The sequence below is a fragment of the Arthrobacter sp. TJ-178 genome, from assembly GCF_058269275.1.
Map to the genome: position 1 here is coordinate 342,805 of NZ_JBZCNK010000005.1, position 21,859 is coordinate 364,663.

General features: G+C 64.8%; 17 protein-coding genes. 7 read left to right on the forward strand and 10 right to left on the reverse strand.

The window, feature by feature from the left end:
• Window positions 1–2: 2 nt before the first annotated feature.
• Window positions 3–356 carry an Rv2175c family DNA-binding protein gene (locus AC4D2Q_RS15275; RefSeq protein WP_104054705.1) on the reverse strand — a complete coding sequence of 118 codons (354 nt, stop codon included), beginning with the start codon at window positions 354–356 and terminating at the stop codon, window positions 3–5.
• A 220-nt stretch (window positions 357–576) separates the two neighbouring features.
• Here AC4D2Q_RS15275 and AC4D2Q_RS15280 point away from each other — a divergent pair, with 220 nt between their 5' ends.
• Together AC4D2Q_RS15280 and AC4D2Q_RS15285 are read left to right on the forward strand one after the other, a co-directional pair.
• Window positions 577–1,902, forward strand: a complete 1,326-nt coding sequence (locus AC4D2Q_RS15280; protein ID WP_490947327.1) for a lytic transglycosylase — start codon at window positions 577–579, stop codon at window positions 1,900–1,902.
• A 92-nt stretch (window positions 1,903–1,994) separates the two neighbouring features.
• Window positions 1,995–4,157 (forward strand): Stk1 family PASTA domain-containing Ser/Thr kinase, encoded by a 2,163-nt coding sequence (locus AC4D2Q_RS15285; protein ID WP_490947328.1) that lies wholly within the window; start codon window positions 1,995–1,997, stop codon window positions 4,155–4,157.
• Window positions 4,158–4,305: 148 nt separating this feature from the next.
• Here AC4D2Q_RS15285 and AC4D2Q_RS15290 read toward each other — a convergent pair whose 3' ends face one another.
• Window positions 4,306–5,703 carry a class II 3-deoxy-7-phosphoheptulonate synthase gene (locus AC4D2Q_RS15290; protein WP_490924933.1) on the reverse strand — a complete coding sequence of 466 codons (1,398 nt, stop codon included), beginning with the start codon at window positions 5,701–5,703 and terminating at the stop codon, window positions 4,306–4,308.
• A gap of 231 nt (window positions 5,704–5,934) precedes the next feature.
• Here AC4D2Q_RS15290 and AC4D2Q_RS15295 point away from each other — a divergent pair, with 231 nt between their 5' ends.
• On the forward strand, window positions 5,935–7,416 hold the full coding sequence (locus AC4D2Q_RS15295; RefSeq protein ID WP_490947329.1) for an FAD-dependent oxidoreductase: 1,482 nt from the start codon (window positions 5,935–5,937) through the stop codon (window positions 7,414–7,416).
• Between the two features lie 30 nt (window positions 7,417–7,446).
• Here the strand turns inward: AC4D2Q_RS15295 and AC4D2Q_RS15300 are convergent, their stop codons facing one another.
• Entirely contained in the window at window positions 7,447–8,427 is a 981-nt protein-coding gene (locus AC4D2Q_RS15300; RefSeq protein ID WP_490947330.1) for a lysophospholipid acyltransferase family protein, read from the reverse strand.
• A 183-nt stretch (window positions 8,428–8,610) separates the two neighbouring features.
• Between AC4D2Q_RS15300 and AC4D2Q_RS15305 the strand changes: the two genes are divergently transcribed.
• Both AC4D2Q_RS15305 and AC4D2Q_RS15310 read left to right on the forward strand, forming a co-directional pair.
• Window positions 8,611–9,372 carry an alpha/beta hydrolase gene (locus AC4D2Q_RS15305; RefSeq protein WP_490947331.1) on the forward strand — a complete coding sequence of 254 codons (762 nt, stop codon included), beginning with the start codon at window positions 8,611–8,613 and terminating at the stop codon, window positions 9,370–9,372.
• Window positions 9,369–9,959 carry a hypothetical protein gene (locus tag AC4D2Q_RS15310; protein WP_490947332.1) on the forward strand — a complete coding sequence of 197 codons (591 nt, stop codon included), beginning with the start codon at window positions 9,369–9,371 and terminating at the stop codon, window positions 9,957–9,959. The genes AC4D2Q_RS15305 and AC4D2Q_RS15310 overlap by 4 nt, the downstream gene beginning before the upstream one ends.
• Before the next feature lie 7 nt (window positions 9,960–9,966).
• Here the strand turns inward: AC4D2Q_RS15310 and AC4D2Q_RS15315 are convergent, their stop codons facing one another.
• A complete protein-coding gene (locus tag AC4D2Q_RS15315; RefSeq protein ID WP_490947379.1) occupies window positions 9,967–10,929 on the reverse strand; it encodes an ROK family glucokinase in 963 nt (320 codons plus the stop codon).
• Between the two features lie 261 nt (window positions 10,930–11,190).
• Between AC4D2Q_RS15315 and AC4D2Q_RS15320 the strand changes: the two genes are divergently transcribed.
• The gene (locus AC4D2Q_RS15320; protein WP_490947333.1) at window positions 11,191–12,999 is read left to right on the forward strand and encodes an AMP-dependent synthetase/ligase; all 1,809 of its coding nucleotides are present in this window, start codon (window positions 11,191–11,193) and stop codon (window positions 12,997–12,999) included.
• Between the two features lie 63 nt (window positions 13,000–13,062).
• On the opposite strand, the gene AC4D2Q_RS15325 is transcribed toward AC4D2Q_RS15320, so the two are convergent.
• Both AC4D2Q_RS15325 and AC4D2Q_RS15330 read right to left on the reverse strand, forming a co-directional pair.
• Complete coding sequence (locus tag AC4D2Q_RS15325) at window positions 13,063–14,475, reverse strand: mycothione reductase (protein WP_490947334.1); 1,413 nt, start codon at window positions 14,473–14,475, stop codon at window positions 13,063–13,065.
• A gap of 112 nt (window positions 14,476–14,587) precedes the next feature.
• The gene (locus tag AC4D2Q_RS15330; protein WP_490947335.1) at window positions 14,588–17,992 is read right to left on the reverse strand and encodes a pyruvate carboxylase; all 3,405 of its coding nucleotides are present in this window, start codon (window positions 17,990–17,992) and stop codon (window positions 14,588–14,590) included.
• 249 nt (window positions 17,993–18,241) lie between these two features.
• Between AC4D2Q_RS15330 and AC4D2Q_RS15335 the strand changes: the two genes are divergently transcribed.
• The gene (locus AC4D2Q_RS15335) at window positions 18,242–19,072 is read left to right on the forward strand and encodes a ParA family protein (RefSeq protein WP_490947336.1); all 831 of its coding nucleotides are present in this window, start codon (window positions 18,242–18,244) and stop codon (window positions 19,070–19,072) included.
• Between the two features lie 117 nt (window positions 19,073–19,189).
• Here AC4D2Q_RS15335 and AC4D2Q_RS15340 read toward each other — a convergent pair whose 3' ends face one another.
• The 4 genes from AC4D2Q_RS15340 to AC4D2Q_RS15355 all read right to left on the reverse strand — a co-directional run bounded on the left by AC4D2Q_RS15340 (window position 19,190) and on the right by AC4D2Q_RS15355 (window position 21,804).
• On the reverse strand, window positions 19,190–19,777 hold the full coding sequence (locus AC4D2Q_RS15340) for a MerR family transcriptional regulator (protein WP_490924924.1): 588 nt from the start codon (window positions 19,775–19,777) through the stop codon (window positions 19,190–19,192).
• Between the two features lie 216 nt (window positions 19,778–19,993).
• Window positions 19,994–20,494 (reverse strand): bifunctional nuclease family protein, encoded by a 501-nt coding sequence (locus AC4D2Q_RS15345; RefSeq protein ID WP_490947337.1) that lies wholly within the window; start codon window positions 20,492–20,494, stop codon window positions 19,994–19,996.
• A 5-nt stretch (window positions 20,495–20,499) separates the two neighbouring features.
• Window positions 20,500–21,270 carry a transcriptional regulator FtsR gene (gene ftsR / locus AC4D2Q_RS15350; RefSeq protein ID WP_490924922.1) on the reverse strand — a complete coding sequence of 257 codons (771 nt, stop codon included), beginning with the start codon at window positions 21,268–21,270 and terminating at the stop codon, window positions 20,500–20,502.
• A 69-nt stretch (window positions 21,271–21,339) separates the two neighbouring features.
• The gene (locus AC4D2Q_RS15355) at window positions 21,340–21,804 is read right to left on the reverse strand and encodes an FHA domain-containing protein (RefSeq protein ID WP_490924921.1); all 465 of its coding nucleotides are present in this window, start codon (window positions 21,802–21,804) and stop codon (window positions 21,340–21,342) included.
• Between the last annotated feature and the right edge of the window lie 55 nt (window positions 21,805–21,859).

Genomic DNA, 21,859 nt, shown 5'->3' on the forward strand with positions numbered 1-21,859 from the left:
GATTACCAGCCCAACGCCTGGGCCCGCCGGCGGATTTCCGTCTTGCGGCCTTCACGGAGCGCGTCAACAGGACGTCCGGGCAGTGAATCGTCAGCCGTAAAGAGCCAGCGAACCATTTCGACGTCGTTGTAGCCGGCGTCAATCAGCACGGAGATGGTCCCCTTCAGGCTGTCCAGGACAGCGCCGTCGTCAATAAACGCGGCGGGGATGCTGCGGATTTTCCGGTCTCCAAGCCGTACGGCCACCAGCGCACGCTCTTCGAGCATGCTGTGCACCTTGGTAATGGATACGTTCAGTTTTTCAGCCACATCGGGCAGGGTCAGCCAGTCGGAAACTAGTTCCTCAAGTTCAGTCACTCCCCTAGGTTCCCATGAGAACCCTCTCCCGGGCCAGTTTCGGGTTCATTAGAGCGCTGAAACCGTAATTGTCATCTACTCAGGTACTGATACGCGCCTACGTAGTGTAAATTCGCTTACGTCACAGAAGTCACTTCTGTCACACTCGCACCACCACTAAACAAATGTCCCGGAGTTGCGGTTAAATCCGCGCCGTCCACAGATGAGGAAATAGCCCTTTATGACTGCACAGGCGATTCAGGGAACCACTTCCCAGCGTTTTATCTCGCGGGGAATGCCCCGGAAGCTGAGTGTTGCCGTGACCGCGGCTGCCATTCCTGCTTTCCTGCTGTCGGCATTGGCGCTTGCCGACCCGGCCCATGCAGCTCCCGCGGGCAACGGCACAGCCGTTTTTACGCAAATGCCGGTACAGGCTCCCCAGAAGGCTGCCGCCGTTGTGGTCCCGTCGCGTGTGGCCGCTCAGATTCCCGTCATCGTTGCCGCCGAAGCCGGAGTGCCCGCAACGCACCGGATCGAGGCCGGAGACACCGTCAGCTCCATTGCCGCCCGCTACGGACTGTCCCAGGATGAAGTCCTGAGCGCAAACAACCTTCAGCCCACCTCGCTGATCTTCGCCGGTGAAGAACTGCGCCTGACCGGTTCCGCTTCCGCCGCGCCCGCGGCCCCCGCCGCATCCTCAGCCTCCGGCTACACAGTGGTGGCCGGCGATACGCTGGGCGGCATCGCCGCAGCTCAGGGTGTCAGCCTGGACAGCGTCCTGGCCGCCAACGGCCTGACGATGACCTCCGTCATCCACCCCGGCCAGCAGATTTCGTTTTCCGGCGGATCCGCTCCTTCAGCCGCACCCGCGTCCGCCGCACCCGCAGCAAGCCACACGGTTGAGCCCGGCGACACCCTGACGGGAATCGCAGCCAGCCACAACATTGGCCTCGCCGAGCTCATGTCCGCCAACGGCATGAACGGCAGTACCGTCCTGCACCCGGGCGACGTCGTTGTTCTTTCCGGCGGCGCGTCAGTCACGACGCTCGCTTACGCACCCGCGGAAGCAGCCCAGGCAGATCTGGTCCCCAACACGTTCCTGCACTACACCTACCCGGACGCGGTGGTTGCCGATGCCAACGTCAACAAGCAGTCATTGAACAACTCTGACGTTCCGGACCGTGCACAAATGCAGCAGATCGTCGCGCAGACAGCGGCGGAAATGGGCGTTGATCCGGCCCTGGCCCTGGCGTTCTCCTACCAGGAATCCGGATTTGATCAGCGTGCGGTGTCCCCCGCCAACGCCATCGGAGCCATGCAGGTCATCCCCAGCTCCGGCGCCTGGGCTTCAGACCTCGTTGGCCGCGACCTGAACCTGCTGGATCCGTATGACAACGCCACCGCGGGCGTTGCCATCATCAGCTCGCTGATGAGGACCACCGGCAGCCTGGAAGATGCAGTGGCTTCCTACTACCAGGGCCAGTACTCGGTAGACACGCAGGGCATGTTCCCTGACACCCGCAACTACGTCGCCTCGGTTCTGGCACACCGCCAGTCCTTCTCCTAACCGCAGCAGCCGCGAGCAGGGCAGGGTCCGGATCGGGTGTCGATCCGGGCCCTGCCCTTTTGCACACGTAGGATCGTAGAGTGCATGAACCCGTGAATGACCCCCTAGTTGGCACCGTAGTGGATGAGCGCTACCAGGTGCTTTCCCGTATTGCCCGCGGCGGAATGTCCACGGTCTATCTGGCCACCGACCTGCGGCTGGACCGCGATGTTGCGCTGAAGGTGCTGTATCCGCATCTGGCCGCCGACCCGGGTTTCCTGGACCGCTTTGAGCGGGAGGCAAAGTCGGCCGCCCGCCTTTCGCACCCGCACGTCGTCGGCGTCCTGGACCAGGGGTTCGAGGAAAACCTGGCCTATCTGGTGATGGAATACGTGCCCGGCAAGACCCTGCGTGAGCTGCTGGAAACACGGACCAGATTGTCCCCGCGGCTCGCCCTGGCCCTGCTCGATGCCGTTGTGGACGGCTTGGCAGCAGCCCACGACGCCGGCCTCGTCCACCGTGACGTCAAACCCGAAAATGTCCTGCTCGCGGACAACGGCAGCATCAAAATCGCTGACTTTGGTCTGGCCCGCGCTGTCTCCACGAGCACCAACACCGGCACGCTGGTGGGAACCGTTGCTTATCTCGCCCCCGAACTGGTGACCGGCAGCGGAGGAGACAAGCGCAGCGACGTTTATTCGGCCGGGATCATGCTGTACGAGATGCTGACCGGCAGGCAGCCCTTCACGGGCACGGCTCCCATCCAGATTGCTTTTCAGCACGTCCACTCCACGGTTCCCGCGCCTTCTCAGGCCTGCCCGGGGCTGGCTGCCGATCTGGACGAACTTGTTCAGTGGTGCACAGCTCCGGATCCTGACAACCGCCCCGTGGACGGCAGGGCCCTGCTGGGCGAACTCCGCCACATCCGCACGTCCCTCAGTGACGAGGAACTGGACTACCATTTTTCCGCCCCCGTTGGGCAGCCTCGCCCGCCGGAGCGCCGTCCGTCCGTTTCCGTTGCGGAGGCCGCAGGAACGCACGAGGCGGAGACCGTCGCCCTTCCGAGGCCTCCGGCCGGCTCCACCGAGGTCATCGCGCCGTCAGACCCAGCGCCCGGTGCCGGTTACCCCACCGAGGTTATCCGCCGCACTGATAACGCCACTTCAGTGTTTCCCGCCGGCGGGGCAGGCTCGGATACCCGGCGGCTTGCCGAAGCGGGGCAGGAGAACGACTACGACTCTGCTGATCACGCCGAGGATGCTTCGACCGGATCCCCGGCCGGAACCATTGCACAGCGACGGCAGGACCGCAGGGATGCCAAGGCATTCCAGCGGCAAAGCAGCAGGGAGGCGCACCGCCCCGAAGTCTCACTGCGCCCCGGACGGCCCCGCAGGCGCGGTGCGCTCCTGGTGGTGCTGGCAGTCCTGCTCATTGCCGCCGCCGTGTTCACCGGGTGGTTCTTTGGCCGGGGCCCCGGCGCCGTGGTTTCCGTTCCGGACGTCGCCAATGTTTCCCAGGAGGCAGCCGGTGCACTGCTCAGCGGGGAAGGCCTGCAGTACTCCACAAGCGAAGTGCACGATGAGATTGTTGCTGCCGGCCTCGCCGTGGGAACGGATCCCGATGCACCGGCTGAAATCCGGCGCTACAAGCCGGTGACCCTGCTCATCAGCAAAGGACCCGAACTCTTCGAGGTTCCCAACGTCGTCTCCCGCACGGCGGAGGCTGCCCGGGAGAACATTACGGATGCCGGCCTTGCCGTAGGAGCGGTTACCGAGGAATACAGCGAGACCGTTGACGCAGGGAAAATCATCAGCCAGTTTCCGGCGGCGGACACCCAGCTGCGGCGCGACACATCTGTGAATCTGGTCCTCAGCCTCGGCCCGGCTCCGGTCCAGGTTCCTTCCGTCGTCGGCAAGAGCAAGGACGAGGCAGAGCGGCTCATCAAAGAGGCCGGGCTGACGGCAAAGGTACTTCCGGAGCGAATCAACAGCGCCGACGTCCCGGACGGGTCCGTTGCTGTCCAGGCTCCCGGTTCGCAACTGGTGGACCGCGGCTCCACAGTGACACTGACCCTGTCCAAGGGCCCGGTGATGGTGGCTGTCCCCAACGTGGTGCGCCAGTCCCCCGAAGATGCACAGGCGCAGCTGGAACGTCTTGGTTTCCGGGTCCAGATCAATGAACTGCTGGGCGGCCTGCTGGGCATCGTCCAGTCACAGGATCCCAGCGGCGGGTCCATGGCACCGGAGGGATCCCTGATCACGCTGCGCGTGGTTTAACTGACGCGTACGGCGGTTTGCAGACTCGCTCCGGAAAACAATGTCTGCGCAAAAACAATGAAGGTGCACGCCCGGCGGGCGTGCACCTTCATTGCTTGGCGGGTTGTATCTGCCGGTATCTTTCAGGATGCCGGTCCCGGGACTGGCTTTACTCCCCCTGGCGGGACAGCGCGCCGGCCACCAGGAAGGCCATCTCCAGGGACTGCATGTGGTTCAGGCGCGGATCGCAGACCGATTCGTACCCTTCCAGGAATGCTTCCTGGTCAATCGGATCGGCTCCGCCCAGGCACTCGGCGACGTCGTCTCCGGTCATTTCCACGTGCAGCCCGCCCGGGAAGGTGCCCAGCGAGTCATGGACCTCAAAGAAGCCGCGGACCTCATCCATGACGTCGTCGAAGTTGCGGGTCTTGTAGCCGTTGGGCGAGGTGACGGTGTTGCCGTGCATCGGGTCCGTCACCCACAGAACCTGGGCGCCGGAAGCGGTGACCCGCTCCACCAGCGGCGGCAGCTTCTCGCGAATATTCTGCGCGCCCATCCGGGTGATGAAAGTCAGGCGTCCCGGCTCGCGGTTGGGATCCAGCTTGTCGATCAGGGCCAGGGCGTCTTCCGGCTTGGTGGTGGGGCCCAGCTTCACGCCGATGGGGTTGCGGACCTTGGAGAGGAATTCCACGTGTGCGGAATCCAGGTCGCGGGTCCGCTCTCCGATCCAGAGGAAGTGTGCCGACGTGTCATACGGAAGCCCGGTGCGGGAGTCGATCCGGGTCAGGGCCCGCTCGTAGTCCAGCAGCAGTGCCTCATGGCTGGCGAAGAACTCCACCCGCTTCAGCGCCTCAAAATCGGTTCCGCAGGCATCCATGAAACGGACGGCGCGGTCGATCTCCCGGGCCAGTGATTCATAACGCGAGTGGGCCGGGTTGGACGTGAATCCCTTGTTCCAGTGATGCACGAGCCGAAGGTCCGCAAAGCCTCCCTGTGTGAAGGCGCGGATCAGATTCAGGGTGGAAGCGGACGTGTGGTAGGCGCGGACCATCCGGGCCGGATTGTGCTCCCGTGACTCGGGGGTGAAGTCATAGCCGTTCACCATGTCGCCGCGGTAGGCCGGGAGGGTCTGTCCTCCCCGGGTCTCGTCATTGGAGGAGCGCGGCTTGGCAAACTGTCCCGCCATGCGGCCCATCTTGATGACGGGCAGCGATGCGCCGTAGGTGAGGACAACCGCCATCTGAAGGATGGTCTTTACCCGCGAGCTGATCTTGTCCGCCGTGGCGTCCTCAAAGGTTTCCGCGCAGTCTCCGCCCTGCAGCAGGAAGGCTTTTCCCTGGGCAGCTGCAGCCAGCCGGTTGCGCAGGATATCCACCTCACCAGCAAAAACCAGCGGAGGTACAGCGGACAGCTCGGCTACAGCGGCCTGATAACCCGGGTGCTCCCGCCACGTGGGCTGCTGCGCGATCGGCAGCGCCCGCCAGTCATCGAGGCCGGGATAATCCGCCGCGCCTTTCCGTGCAGCGGAAGATGAATCTAGTGCGATATCAACTGGAGTGTATGTCACGCCTTTAAGGGTACTGTCTGGAGCCCGCGGAGGCAGAAGCCGCCGGGTGTGAAACGTAACGTGAGGCGGCTTGACCGCAACACAGTTGGGTATGGGCGGCGCGGGCATACCGGTCCCCCCGCATATGACAGGGCTTCCTTCGCCGGGTCCCGCTGGGCGGGATAAGGGCACTGCCGGCACCGGCCGCCGTGGTTGAGTGACCCACCACTTGACCAACGGAAAGGCTCAAAGATGAGCAGGGAACAGCCGGCGCAGCCCGTGGACCACCGCACCATCTCCGACTATGACCATGAAACCGATGTCCTGGTGATCGGGTACGGCTGCGCGGGAGCCGCCGCTGCCCTGGAAGCGCGGAGCCGGGGCGCTGAAGTGACAGTCCTGGAACGCGCCAGCGGAGCCGGCGGATCGTCGGCGCTGTCCGGCGGCGAGATCTATCTGGGCGGGGGAACTGCCGTCCAGGCGGCCTGCGGGTTCACTGACACGGCGGAGGATATGGAAGCTTATCTGCTGGCTGCCCTCGGTCCCCAGGCCGACGCCGACAAGGTGCGGCTGTATTGCCGCGGGAGCGTGGAACATTTTGAGTGGCTGGTTCGGCAGGGGGTCCCGTTCAAGCCGACGTTTTGGGACTCCCCTTCCTGGGTGCCGCCCACCGATGACGGGCTGATGTGGCTCGGGGAAAACGCCTGGCCGTTCACCGTTGCCGCCAAGCCGGCTCCGCGCGGACACCGGGTCACGGCGGAGGGCTTCGGCGGCAAAGTCCTCATGGACCGGCTCACCGGCGCAGTGGAGAATGCGGGTGCCCGGGTCCGCACCGACACACATGCCGCGCAGCTCATTATGGACGGGACGGCAGTTGTTGGCGTGTCCGCCCGGTGTTTCGGGAAGACTGTGACGTTCCGGGCACGGCAGGGAGTCATCCTGACAACCGGCGGATTTGCCGATAACACCCAAATGGTGGCCCAGCATGCTCCCCAGCTGGTCGGCTGGGGCGTCACCAGCGACGGCGGAGATGACGGACACGGAATCCGCATGGGGCAGGCTGCCGGGGCCGGAGTGCAGCGGATGGCAACTGCCCAGGTGGGGATTTCCCTGGTGCCGGGCCTGGCCGTCCGCGGAATGCTCGTCAACGCCGTCGGGCAGCGTTTCATCAACGAGGACCAGTATCCGGGCCTGCTGGGCCAGGCCGCCCTGTTCCGCCAGGACATGCAGGTGTGGATCATCCTGGACGAAAAGGCCTTCGAAGAAGTACCGGAGGATGAGAGATGGGGTGTGCTCCCGCACTTCGCAGCGGAAACTCCGGAGGAACTGGAACGGGAGATCGGAATGCCCGACGGCGCACTTACGGCTGCGCTGGGCGAATACAACCGGCACGCGGCAAGGGGCGAGGACCCCTACTTCCATAAGGACAAACGCTGGCTGCGGACGCTGGAGGCTCCGTTCGCGGCAATCGATGTCAGCCGCGGCATGAGCTCGCCCGATCTTGGGGCATCACGGGGCGGGGCTAAAATCTTCACCCTCGGAGGCCTGAAAACCGGTAACGACGGCGAGGTCCTGAATGTGTCCGGCGCGCCGATACCGGGACTCTACGCCGCCGGGCGGGCCACTTCGGGACTGCACGGTCAGGGATACATCAGCGGCACATCCCTGGGCGACGGGACCTTCTTTGGCCGCCGCGCCGGAGCTGCTGCGGCCGGCGGGAGACCCGTCGGCTAACGGTCCGCTGAAACCGCCACCGCGCGGGAACTAGGCGCTGTGGGGCTCGGTGTCTTCGGGCTCGACACCGGCCGTGCCGGTGTCCGCCTGCGGCGTCTTCCGGCGGCCGATGGTGGTGACGGTCCCGGGTTTGCGGAGTGATCGGCGGCCGGTGGAGGAAGGCCCCGCCTGATCTTCCACAGGAGCTGGGTCTTTTCCGGAAGCCTGCTCGGCGGGCCGGGCACGGCCGCCGGGCCGGGTTGCCTGTCCGGCAGCATCGTGCGCACCGGCGGCAGCGGGAGCAGCCCCGGGATCCGGAAGGCGCACCGCGGCGCTGCGGGCCTCCGCCCCCTTGGAAACCTTGCGGGCGGCTGCCTGCTTTTCCTTCATGGTGCTCGCGTAGACATCCACGTATTCCTGGCCGGAAAGGCGCATTAGTTCATACATGATTTCATCGGTCACCGAACGCTGGATAAACCGGTCATTCTCCATACCGGCATAGCGGGAGAAGTCCAGCGGCTCTCCGACGATGATTCCGATCCGGCGGATATTGGGAATCCTGCGGCCGATCGGCTGGACCTTGTCGGTGCCGATCATGGCAACGGGAATGACCGGGACGCCGGTTTTGAGCACCAGCTTGGCCACCCCGGTCTTGCCCCGGTACAGCCGGCCGTCAGGGCTGCGGGTGCCCTCCGGATAAATGCCGAGGAGTCCGCCGTTTTCCAGCACGTCCACGCCGGCGCTCAGGGAGTTTGCCGAGGCTGCGCCGCCGGAACGGTCCATCGGCAGCTGGTTGGTGAGCCGGAAGAAGGCTGCAGTGAGCTTGCCCTTGAGACCTTTGCCGGTGAAGTACTCGGACTTGGCCAGGAAGCTTACGGGGCGGGGCACCGCCAGCGGCAGGAAGATCGAGTCGGAAAAGGACAAGTGGTTGCTCACCAGAACAGCCGGACCGGTTTCCGGCACGTTGTTCATGCCTTTGACCCAGGGCCGGAAGAGCAGATTGACCACCGGCCCGATGAAAATGGTCTTCATCACCCAATAGAACACGTAAGCCAGCTCTCCCGTCCGGACAAAACAAATCAGGGACCCGGTTTGGTATCCCCTTCTACTACTCTATGCGCCCGCTTGCCCGCACTGAATTTCGGCACTCGGAAGCGGCGCGGCTTTGGGACCTGCAGGGGTGGAAAAGCTGCCTATCGATGCAACTATAGAGATATGACTTCCCCACCGGGCGCAGCCGCCTTTTCCAGTGACGGACACGGCGCAAACGCCGCCACCGGAGTTCTTCTGAGCCATGGGTTCACCGGCTCACCCGTAAGCCTCATGGCATGGGCCAGGCACCTTTCCGACCAGGGATATGCCGTGAGCCTTCCCCTTCTGCCGGGACACGGCACCACCTGGCAGGAGTTGGCCCGCACCCCCTGGGAGCTCTGGTATGACGCCTACGACGCGGCGTACTCGGAGCTGGCCGGGCGGACGGACCGTGTAGTTGCGGCAGGACTGTCCATGGGCGGAACCCTTGCCCTGCGCCTTGCCGCGCACCGCCCGGTGGCCGGCGTCGCCGTCGTCAATCCCGGTCTCACCATCGATGATCCCAGGGCGCGCTACTCCGGCCTGCTGAAGTATGTCCTGCGGTCGGTGCCTGCAATCGGCAACAACATTAAGCTCCAGGACCAGGACGAAGGCGCCTACCTGCGGACTCCGGTGGGCGGGGTCCACCAGCTGATGCGGCTGTTCGAGGACACCACGGCCGCGCTGCCGCGCATCAGCGCGCCGGTAATCGTGTTCCGATCCACGGTGGACACGGTGGTTCCGGAGTCCAGCATGGATGTCCTGCGCCGGCATTTGGTCAGCGAGCTGGAGGTAGTGCCCTTGGAAAACAGCTATCATGTGGCCACTATGGACCATGATGCTCCCTTGATTTTTGACCGTTCCCATCAGTTCATCCAAAGAATCAGCGCAGGTGCTGCAGCATGAAAGAACGTGAACCGGAACGCAATGAGTCCACTGACGACGCGGTCTGGCTGGACCTCGTTGCCCGCCTGCAGAATATGCCGGCCGATGAGACCCATGGCGGCAGGGACACACCGCCGGTGACCGGCGCGGCTGCGGTGCCGGACGCCGGCACAACAGCGGATCCCGCCGGCACCTCGGCAGAACCGGTTCCCCCGGGCGACGCGCAGGCCGCTGGTCCGCTTCCTGCCGACAACCCTCCCCCGGCCGGGCGTTCTGCAGCGGAGCGGACGCGCGCTATTTTCGAGAACCAGCCGTTTCGGGCGGCACCGCCGCGCGGACCGCGGGACTATGACGAACCTCAGGAGCTGGAATCCGAAGGCGAGTTCGTGCCGCCGGATCCCCCTCCCTTCAGCACAGGTGAACCCCTCGTGCTGCTGGCATGGATGGGAGCGGTGGGCGGCCCGATCCTGCTGCTGTTGTTTGCCATGTTCTGGCGGAGCGCCCCCCTGGCCGTCTTTGCGGGAGTGGTTGCCCTGTTCGTGGCTTCGGCGGGCTACCTGCTCTTCCGGCTCCCGTCCCACCATGACGACGACGGCGCCGCCGTTTAGCTGCGCGTCAGCGCCGGGCAGCTATGCGGGAGAGGTCTGCCGCACCGATCATTCCGGCCGCCGGTCCCAGCTCCGCGAGTTCGAGCCGGGCCGCCGGGCGGAAACCCCTGCCGGTCAGGTTGCGGGCAAAGGAGCGCCGTGCCGGTTCGAGCAGCAGGTCTCCGGCTGCGCTGAGCCCGCCGCCCACCACGAACATGCCGGGGTCCAGTGCAGCCGCCAGGTTGGCCAGCCCCAAGCCGAGCCACTCGCCTACTTCTTCCAGCAGTTCAATGCAGGCCTGGTCGCCGTCGAGCGCCATTCCGGTCACGACCGCACCGGTGATCGCGCTGATGTCTCCGTCCACGGCCCGCAGGATTTCCTGGGCCACGGGCGAGTTGGCCGCGGCCAGCTCCCGGGCTTCCCGGCCCAGCGCATTGCCGGACGCATACTGCTCCCAGCAGCCGCGGTTTCCGCACTCGCAGCGCTGGCCGCCGGGCATGATGATCTGGTGGCCGAATTCCCCGGCCACGCCAAACCTTCCGCGCTCCAGCCGGCCGTCCATGACCATGGCACCGCCGATTCCGGTGCCCAGGGTAACGCAGACCATCCGGCTCTGGCCCATGCCGGATCCGAAGCGCCACTCAGCCCAGGCGGCGCCGTCGGCATCATTAACCAGATAGACGCGCCGCCGCAGCAGCCGTTCCAGGTTTTCGCGCAGCGGCTCGTTGCGCCATGCCAAATGGGGGCTAAAAAGCACCGTGCTGCCGGCAAGGTCCATCCAGCCGGCGGCGCCAATACCCACGGACCACACATGACGGTTGGCGGAAAGCTCATCCACCAGATCCACGATCACGGATTCCACTTCGCGCGGATCCTGCCCGGGGGTGGAGCGCCGGGCCTCGGCAAGGACTCTGCCGTCGCCGTCGATCAGTCCGGCGGCAACCTTGGTGCCGCCAATGTCGATCCCGATGGCCAATCCCCGCCTCCGCATCCGGTTGGGCAGCCGGATCGGACGGCGCGCAGGGAAAGTCTCAATGGCACGGCGCTGCCAAGGAATCGGAGAGGAACGGGGAACAGGCGCTGGGGTTACGGGACGCATCAACCAACCATTCTATTCACCGGCCGCCCCTGCCGCGAAAGCGTTATTGCTTCGAGAAGTTACCGGTCAGTATTTTATGTGATCCACGTTATAGGCTGTCGGTAATGTCTGCGTCGAACGTCCGCGGGGCAGCCGGATATCAAAGGAGCTATCGTGCGTGAATACAGTGTGCCGCCTCTGGTGGAATCGCCACTGCAAAGCAACACTACAGACCTGTTGCTGGAACAGGCAGCCAAGGCGTCCAATCCGGCCTTGTTCTCAGTCCGGGACGCAAGCGGCGCCTGGCAGCCCATCACCGCCACGGAGTTCCTCACAGACGTCCGGCTGCTGGCCAAGGGCTTTATTGCCGCCGGCATCCAGGCCGGCGACCGGGTGGGCCTGATGGCCCGCACCCGGTATGAGTGGACGCTTGTTGACTTTGCCCTTTGGTATGCCGGCGCCGTGTCGGTTCCCATCTACGAGACTTCCTCTCCGTCACAGGTGGCCTGGATCCTCAGCGACTCCGGTGCAGTGGCCGTGGTGGTTGAATCCGCCCGGCATGAAAACGTTGTCCGGCAAGCCGCAGCTGACGAGGACCTCTCAGCGGTAAACAGCGTCTGGCAGCTGGATGCCTCCGGCCTTGATGAGCTTCGGGCCTCAGGATCCTCGGTGTCCGACGAAGACCTGGAAACCCGCCGCTCCAAAGCCGGCCTGGATGACCTTGCCACCATCATCTACACCTCAGGAACCACCGGCCGGCCCAAGGGCTGCGAACTGACGCACGGCAACTTCGTGAACCTGTCCCGCAACGCCGCGGCGGCGCAGCCCGAAGTGTGCCGCGAAGGCGCCCAAACCATCATGTTCCTGCCGCTGGCCCACGTGTATGCGCGCTTCATTTCCATTCTCTGCATCGCATCGGGCGCCACCGTGGCGCACACCGCCGATGTCAAGAACCTCCTGCCGGATTTGCAGAGCTTCAAGCCCTCCTTCATCCTGGTGGTCCCGCGGGTCTTCGAAAAGGTCTACAACAGCTCCATGCTCAAGGCCGAGGACGGCGGCAAGGGAAAGATCTTCCACGCCGGCGCCGCCACCGCCATTGCTTGGTCCCGGGCCAAGGAGACCGGAAAGATCCCGCTGGGGCTGAAGGTCAAGCATGCAGTCTTCGACAAGCTGCTCTACGCCAAGATCCGGGATGCCATGGGCGGACGCGTGCAGTACGCCATTTCCGGCGGCGCTCCCCTGGGTGACCGGCTGGGTCATTTCTTCCGCGGCGTGGGTGTCCTGGTCCTTGAAGGCTACGGGCTGACGGAAACCACCGCTCCGATCACCAGCAGCACCCCGAAACGGGTTCGGATCGGCTCCGTGGGCACTCCGCTGCCGGGCAATGCGGTGAAGATTGCCGACGACGGCGAAATCCTCGCAAAGGGTTTCAGCGTCATGAAGGGCTACTACAACCGCCCGGACCTTACCGCCGAGAACTTTACCGACGGCTGGTTCCGGACCGGCGACATCGGACAGCTGGACGAGGACGGCTTCCTGAAGATCACCGGACGGAAAAAGGAAATCATTGTCACGGCCAGCGGCAAGAACGTGGTGCCGGCGGCCCTGGAGGACAGCATCCGGGCTGACGCCATCGTCTCCCAGTGCGTGGTGGTGGGCGACCAGCGGCCCTTCATCTCCGCGCTGGTGACACTGGATGAGGAAGCCCTTCCCGGCTGGCTGGAGCGCCACAAGCTGCCGGCCGGCACCACGGTGGCCGAGGCGGCCGAAACGGAGCAACTGCAGAGCGAAATCCAGGCGCTGGTGGACCGCGCCAACAAGCACGTGTCCAAGGCCGAGGCCATCAAGGAGTTCCGCGTGGTTCCCACCGACTTCACGGAGGCCAGCGGCCATCTCACGCCGTCCATGAAGATTAAGCGCGCCCAGGTCCTTCGGGACTTCTCCGGCGTGGTGGACAGCATCTACAGCGGCCAGAAGGTCTAGCTTCACCTTCTGCCGAAAAAGGCCGGTCCGGCATTACCGGGCCGGCCTTTTCTGCGTCCGTTGCTAGCTGCCGGTCCCCGTCTTCAGCGAGAGCAGCGCGTTCTCCACTACCTCGGTCAATGCGGGGTGGATCCAGTACTGGCCGGACGCCATGGACTGCGCGTCCAACCCAAAGGACATGGCCTGGATCAGCGGCTGAATCAGCATGGAGGCTTCATGGCCCATGATGTGTGCGCCAAGGAGCTTGCCGCTCTCCTTTTCAGCCAGCAGCTTCACAAAGCCGGTGTTGTCTTCCATGGCCCACCCATAGGCGGTGGACCCGTATTCCTGAACGGCCAGGGCTAATTCCACGCCCCGCGCTTCGGTGTCCGTGCAGGCCTCTTCCTCCGTCATGCCCACGGACGCAATCTGCGGGCTGCTGAATACTGCGGAGGGAACGTACCGGTGGTCGCTGGCTCGCAAATCTTTCGGGTGCACCAGATTGTGGGCCACCACGCGGGCCTCATGGTTGGCCACATGCTTGAGCTGGAAGTCGCTGCTGACGTCTCCCAGTCCCCACACGCCCGTTACCGGTTTGCCGCCCTTCAGCACCCGCTGGAACTTGTCCACGGCCAGCCGTCCGTCGGAGTGCACGTCAAAGCCTGCGGCCCGGATGTCAAGGCGGTCAGTGTTGGGCACCCGGCCGGTGGCCGCGAGCACCAGGTCCACGTCGAGTTCGCTCGGCCCCTGCGGTCCGTCCAGACGGACACGAACGGAACCGTCGGCGTTCTCTGCCAGTGATGTCACCTGCGTCTTCAGCCGGACGTCCCAGTTTTTGGAGGCTTCCTCGGTGTAACGCTCGGCCACCGTGGCATCCAGCGCGCGCAGCAGCGTGCCGGAACGTGCGGCCATCGTGACCTTCGCTCCGAAGGCGGAGAACACAAAGCCAAACTCGGCGGCAATGTATCCGCCTCCGATGACCAGGATGCGCTCGGGCAGATCGGGGATGCGCATCACGGTGTCGGACGTGTGCACCTGCGGCAGGTCCATGCCGGGGATGTCGGGCAGCACCGGGCGGGAACCGGCGGCAACCACAATCTGGTCTGCGGTAATCCGTTGGCCGTCCTCGGTTTCCAGGGCATGCTCGCTGACAAACCGCACCCGGTTTTCGTACAAGGTGACGTTGTCCAGCTCCTGTGCGCGGTAGTTCCGCCCGCCTGCGGAGATGGAATCAATGCGGGTGAAGATACGGTCGCGGATGTCCCGCCAGTGCACCTTGTCCAGGGTCACGTCCACGCCCAGGCGGGCGGCGTCGGATCCGGCCGCTGCCAGCTGCGCCGGATAGACAAACATCTTGGTGGGGATGCAGCCCACGTTCAGGCAGGTGCCGCCGAAGACACCGCCGTCGATGATGGCAACCTTCTTGCCGTCCCAATCCGGAGTGATGAGGGAATTTCCCGAGCCCGAGCCGATGATGGCCAAATCAAAGTGAGTCACCGTCCCAGTCTAGGACGGCACAAAGGCCCCGGCATCCGATTTTCGGATCCCGGGGCCTTTGGGCGGGCGGCTTTGCCAACCGGACCGGCTGCGGCCGGTCCGTATGCTGCGCCTATTCTGCCTGGGGGTCGATCACCACGAGGAGATCCCCGCCCTGTACCTGTTCGACGGCGGAGATCGCCAGCCGGGAGACGGTGCCTGCAACGGGAGCCGTGATGGAGGCTTCCATCTTCATGGCCTCGATGGTGGCCACGGTTTGTCCGGCCGTGACCGAATCGCCTTCCTTGACCGTAACGGTCACCGCACCGGCAAACGGAGCCGCCACGTGCCCGGCGTTGGCCGGATCAGCCTGCTCGGCAACCTTGACCGAGGACTGCACGTTGCGGTCGCGGACCAGCACGGTCCGCATTTGGCCGTTGAGGGTGGTCATGACAGAGCGCATGCCTCTTTCATCGGGCTCGCTCACTGCTTCAAGGGTGGCAATCAGCCGCACACCCTTTTCCAGTTCAACCACGTGCTCCGAGCCGCGCTGCAGCCCGTAGAGGTAGTCGCGCGTGTCCAGGACTGAGACGTCGCCGTAGGTTTCACGCACCATGGCGAATTCCTTGGCCGGTCCGGGGAACAGGAGGCGGTTCAGGGTTTCGCGGCGCGTGGACGAGTCCCCGGCCAGGCCGTCCCGGTCAACCTCGGTGAGTTCGACGTCGCGCACCTTGATGGTGCGTCCCTGCAGGGCCTTGGTCCGGAACGGCTCGGGCCATCCGCCGGGCGGGTTGCCCAGCTCGCCGCTGAGGAAGCCGATGACGGAATCCGGGATGTCGTAATTCTGCGGGTTCTCCTCGAAGTCCGCCGGGGACACCTTGGTGCCCACCAGCGCCAGGGCAAGGTCTCCGACAACCTTGGACGACGGGGTGACCTTGACCAGGCGGCCCAGGATGCGGTCAGCGGCGGTGTACATGTCCTCAATGGCTTCGAACTTCTCGCCCAGGCCCAGGGCAATGGCCTGCTGCCGGAGGTTGGAGAGCTGCCCGCCCGGGATCTCGTGCTGGTAGACCCGCCCGGTGGGTCCGGCCAGGCCGGATTCGAACGGCGCGTAGACGCGGCGCACCGCTTCCCAGTACGGTTCCAGCGAGCTGACGGCCTCCAGGCTGAGGCCGGTGTCTCGGTCGGTGTGTGCCAGCGCGGCCACAAGGGAGGACGCCGAAGGCTGGCTGGTGGTGCCGGCCAGCGGAGCGCTGGCAACGTCGACGGCGTCCACGCCAACGTTGGCTGCGGCGAGCAGCGTGGCCAGCTGACCGCCGGCGGTGTCATGCGTGTGCAGGTGCACGGGCAGGTCGAACCGTTCCCGCAGCGCGGCCACCAGCTTGGCGGCGGCTGCAGGCCGCAGCAGTCCGGCCATGTCCTTGATCGCCAGGATGTGGGCCCCGGCGTCGACCATCTGCTGGGCGAGGTTCAGGTAGTAGTCCAGCGTGTAGAGCTTTTCTTCCGGGTTCAGCATGTCAGCCGTGTAACACAGGGCCACTTCGGCCACTGCAGTCCCCGTGGCGCGTACGGCACGGATGGCCGGTTCCATCTGCTCGACGTCGTTCAGCGCGTCGAAGATACGGAAGATGTCGACGCCGGCGTCGGTCGCCTCCTGCACAAAGGCTTCGGTTACCTCCGCCGGGTACGGGGTGTAGCCCACGGTGTTACGGCCGCGCAGGAGCATCTGGAGGCAGATATTGGGCAGCGCCCGGCGCAGCGAGCCAAGCCGCTCCCAGGGATCTTCACCAAGGAACCGCAGGGCGACGTCATAGGTGGCTCCGCCCCAGGCCTCGACCGACAGCAGTTCGGGGGTCAGGGCAGCCACGGCCGGCGCAGCAACCAGGAGATCACGCGTGCGGACCCGGGTTGCCAGCAGGGACTGGTGTGCGTCCCGGAAGGTGGTGTCGGTGACAGCCAGCGCCTGCTGGCCGCGGAGCTCGGCCGCGAAACCAACCGGTCCCAGTTCCTGCAGCCGCTGCCGGGAGCCGGGCCGGACTTCGGGCAGGTCCGCGGGCAGTTTGTCCGCCGGGTCAATGTGGACGGGCAGCTCGCCGTTGGGCTTGTTCACCGTGGTGTCCGCCAGCCAGTTCAGCAGCCGCGATCCGCGGTCCGCGGAGCCGCGGGCATTGAGCAGTTCGGGGCGCTCCTCGATGAAGGAGGTAGCCACGTCCCCGGCAATAAAGTCAGGATCGTCCAGGACGGCCTGGAGGAAGGAAATGTTGGTGGAAACTCCGCGGATGCGGAATTCAGCCAGCGCGCGACGGGCACGGTTGACTGCAGCAGGGTAGTTGCGGCCGCGGCAGGTCAGCTTCACCAGCATGGAATCGAAGTGCGGGCTGATGTCGGCGCCGGCGTACACCGTGCCGCCGTCGAGCCGCACACCGGCTCCGCCGGCGGAGCGGTAGCCGCTGATCTTTCCGACGTCCGGGCGGAATCCGTTGGACGGGTCTTCCGTGGTGATGCGGCACTGCAGCGCGGCTCCGCGCACCCGCAGCTCATCCTGCTGCAGGCCGAGGTCATCGAGGGTTTCCCCGGCTGCGATGCGCAGCTGCGACTGGACCAGGTCCACGTCGGTGATTTCCTCGGTGACCGTGTGCTCCACCTGGATGCGCGGGTTCATTTCGATGAAGACGTGCTGTCCGGCGCGCTCCCCCACGGTGTCCACGAGGAACTCCACGGTGCCGGCGTTCTCGTACTTCAGGGCCTTGGCGAATTTGACGGCGTCACGGTACAGGGCCTGCCGGATGCTCTCGTCCAAGTTGGGGGCCGGAGCAATCTCAATGACCTTCTGGTGGCGGCGCTGCAGCGAGCAGTCACGCTCAAACAGGTGGATGACGTTGCCCTGGCCGTCAGCCAGGATCTGCACCTCAATATGACGGGGCCGGAGAACTGCCTGTTCAAGGAAGACAGTGGGATCACCGAAGGCGGTGTCAGCTTCACGCATGGCGGCGTTCAGTGCCTCGGGAAGTTCCTTGGCGGTGTCCACCCGGCGCATGCCGCGGCCGCCGCCGCCGGCAACGGCCTTGACGAAAATGGGGAAACCGATGTCCTCGGCCTCGCGGAGCAGCTGCTCCGGGTCTGAACTCGGCTGGGTGGAGCGCAGCACCGGGATGCCGGCTTCCCGCGCAGCGTTGATGGCATGGACCTTGTGCCCCGCAAGTTCCAGGATGTCCGCTGCGGGGCCCACAAAGGTGATGCCCGCTTCTTTGGCTGCCCGCGCCAGCTGCGGATTCTCCGAAAGGAAGCCGTAACCGGGGTAGATCGCGTCGCAGCCGGATTCCTTGGCGACACGGATGATCTCATCCACATCCAGGTAGGCGCGGACGGGGTGGCCTTCCTCGCCAATCAGATACGCCTCGTCAGCCTTCTGGCGGTGAATGGAGTTGCGGTCCTCGTGCGGGAACACTGCAACCGTTTTTGCGCCCAGCTCATAGGCGGCACGGAAGGCACGGATTGCGATTTCTCCGCGGTTGGCTACCAGTATCTTCGAGAACATTGCTCTCCTGCATCGTTGCGGGGTGGGGGCAGCGGCATATTGCCGCCCTCCTCGGATTCTAGTTCAGACTATATTCGTTGCAGGCACCTTGGGTGTCCTGTCTCACTTGCCATCATTGTGCCTATTCCGTGCTGCCGGGCAAAACCACTGCATGCCGAAGCAGTGGCCGGGCGTCACATAGAATGAAACGGCAGCCTCGCAGGGGCCCCGCTCGTGATCCACTAGACACGTTAGGTTTTGGTTCAAGAAGTGCAAGTAGTGAGCATCAGCAGCCTGAAGGGCGGGGTGGGCAAGACTTCGGTGACGCTCGGACTGGCCTCGGCGGCAATGGCAGCAGGAATTCGTACCCTCGTAGTGGATCTGGATCCTCATGCAGACGCCACCACCGGCCTGGGCGTGAGCGCTGCCCACAAGCCCGGCATCGGCGAAATGCTCAAAGCGGCACGCCGCACCCAGCTGACCGACAATGTGGTTCCCAGCGGCTGGGTGGCCAACGACCGGCGGTCGGCGGATCCAAATCCCGGGCGCCGGCCTGTTCTGGACGTTGCCATGGGATCGGCATATTCGGGCATTTATGACCGTCCGGACCTGGGACGGCGCGATCTGAGGCGCCTTGCCACCCTCCTGTCCGGTGTCAGCGGATACGGGCTTGTCCTCATCGACTGCCCTCCGTCCCTCAACGGGCTCACCCGCATGGCCTGGACCGCAAGCAACCAGGTCCTGCTGGTGGCTGAACCTGCATTGTTCTCAGTGGCCGGGACCGAACGGACCATGCGCGCCCTGGAGCTGTTCCGTAAAGAGTTTGCCCCGAATCTTGCCACGGCGGGGGTTGTTGCCAACCGCGTGCGTTCGACGTCCAGCGAGCACACGTTCCGGCTGGCGGAGATGAAGCAGATGTTCGGAAGCCTGCTCATGAGCCCGATCGTTGCGGACCAGGCCAACTGGCAGCAGATTCAGGGAGCGGCTCACTCGGTACACCACTGGCCCGGCGAGTCCGCCCGCCAGGCGGCAGGCACCTTCGATGCGCTCCTGAAGAATCTCGTGGACACCGGCAGCAACCGCGTACGCCGCGCCGGCTGATCGGCGGACCGCTACGCGCGGCTGCTTCTCGTACTGCGAATGCCCTAAACGAAGGGGCGGTGCGAACAGCAAGTGCCGCGGCCGGGTCCAGTTGCGCGGGTGAAACCGGAGCCGGGACTAGCTGATCTTGCGGGCGTTCCGTCGCTGGCTTAGTTCGTCACCGGGAAACTCATGCTCGCTGACATGTTCGCTGGGCAGCTGAGCCAGGCTCCCCTCAACTTCTCGCCACACACGCCCGACGGCGATGCCGAACACTCCCTGACCGCCCTGAACGAGGTCGATGACTTCGTCTGCGGACGTACATTCGTAGACGCTGGCGCCGTCGCTCATGAGCGTGATCTGGGCCAGGTCCTCCACGCCGCGCTCCCGCAGGTGCTCAACAGCGGTTCGGATCTGCTGCAGCGAAACACCGGTGTCCAGAAGACGTTTGACGACCTTCAGCACCAAGATGTCGCGGAAGCCGTACAGACGCTGGGTTCCGGAGCCGGAGGCGCCGCGGACGGCGGGTTCCACCAGTCCGGTGCGCGCCCAGTAGTCCAGCTGGCGGTAGGTGATTCCCGCTGCTTTGCAGGCTGTTGGACCGCGGTAGCCGGCGTCCTCGTCGAGAACGGGCAGATCCTCAGTGAACAGCAAGCCCTGGGCTCCGGGAACCTTACCCGGCGCAACGGCGTGGACATGCTCGCCGGCATCGCCTTTCGGACTCACTTGTGCCTCCTTGTAGCGGTTCCCGGGGGGGGTGGGCACGGGACCTGGGTGTCGGGAACGACTACCTTCAGTGTGCCCCGCGGGACCTCTGAGGGGAAGAACCCGAGGAGAGGAATGGCGGAGCTCCGTGCAGTGGGAACTCTCTATGCTTCGACGTTAGATCTGACCAGGTCCAAGGTCAAAGATGCAGGCGCTTTTTCTAAAGGCGTGTCGGGCTCAGCGCTCGAAGTCCTCGGGTTCAACATCGGCGAGGAACTCGCGGAACTGCCGCATTTCCTGTTCCGCATTTTCCGTTTCCGCTTCGTCGTCTTCGCTGTCCTCAGCCTCCGCGATCCGCACGCCTGCTTCGTCCAGCACCGCGTCGGCGCAGAAGATGGGGCAGGGAGCCCGCAGGGCCACCGCTATGGCGTCGGAAGCCCGGGAACTCACAGTGACGCCGTTGTCGAACACGAGTTCCGCATAGAAGACCGTGTCCTCGACACTCACCAGGCGGACCTCCTGCACGGTCCGGCCCAGGGCAAGCACCACCGAGGCCAGCAGGTCATGGGTCATTGGGCGCGGGGGGACGATCCCCTGCTGGACGAAGGCAATGGCACTGGCCTCAGGTGCGCCAATCCAGATGGGCAGGTGCCGCTCCCCGTTGATTTCCTTGAGCAGCACCAGCGGCTGGTTGGAGGGCAGTTCAATCCGGACGCCGACAACTTCGACTTCACGCATATTCCTCAGCCTTCCATTCGTGCAATATGTCCGTTCACCAGCGCACTGTGCAGGTTCAGGCAGAGATCGCTGATTTCCCGGGCTGTTTCCGCCGCCCGTGCCTTGGATGCAACGTCGCGTCGCGAGGCCAGCGGTGCCACCACGCTTTCCACCAGGCCGAGTTCGCGGTCCGCAGCCGCCCGGAAGGGACGCAGGTGGCGTGGTTCTATGCCGTGGGCCTGGAGTTTCGCGCAGGCCTTGGCAACTTTCAGCGCATGTTCGTCATAGACGGCGGGGTCGGCACCGCTCTCGGGTGCCGTGATCAGGCCGTACTCGGCAAGGTTGCGCACCAGGTCCGCCGAAGCGCCTGATTCGCGGACAAGCTCATTGAAGGTCAGCCCCCGGGCAAACGTCCGGGCGGACAATTCCCCGGCCAGCTGTTCGGACACGGCCCGCGGGGTCAGCGACATGCCCCCGGGCAGGGATTCCGGACGCTCGCCCCGGTCAATGGCGTCAAGGTAATCCTTGATGACCTTCAGCGGGAGGTACTGGTCCCGCTGCAGTGCCAGGACAAAGCGCAGCCGTTCGACGTCGGCGGTGGTGTATTTGCGGTATCCCGCTGCCGTCCGCTGCGGCGTGACCAGTCCTTTTTCCTCCAAAAACCTGATCTTGGAGGCGCTGATTCCCGGGAAGTCCGTGCTGAGATCGCTCAGGACTTCTCCGATATTGAGCACACGGCCGCGCAGGCGCTCGTTCCCCGTGCCCAGGGTCCGCCTGATGGGCTGTGATGCTGACATGCTTATACCTATTCCCTCAGTGTTCCCTGGACATGCGGCGGGATTTCCTCCGCCGTGTTTTGTTGATGCTTAGCTGGCGGTGGGCCGGGCTGCGTAAAAGGTGAGCCGGAACTTTCCAATCTGAACCTCATTGCCCGTCCGCAGCAACAGTGTGTCCACCCGGTCATTATTTACGTAGGTGCCGTTCAGGCTCATGGCATCCACCACACGGAACCCTTCAGGGGACCGGCGGAACTCCACATGCTTGCGGGACACCGTCACGTCATCGAGGAAGACATCAGCGTTCGGATGACGGCCTGCAGTGGTGACGTCCTGGTCCAAAAGGAACCGCGCACCGCTGTTGGGGCCTGAATGGGCGATCAGCAGCGCTGACCCGGCGGGCAGCGCAGCCACCGCCGCACGCTCATCCATGCTGAGCTTGGGCTCCACCGACGTCGTATCGGTCTGAGGCGGCAGACTGATGGATGTAGTGTCCTCGGCACCCAGCTCACGCCGATCTTCGGTCTGTCCGGCGTTGTAGTCCTCGCGCGCCATGTCCTTTATCCTCCCCAAAAGATGCGGCCAACCACTCACATACTGGCTGGCCGCA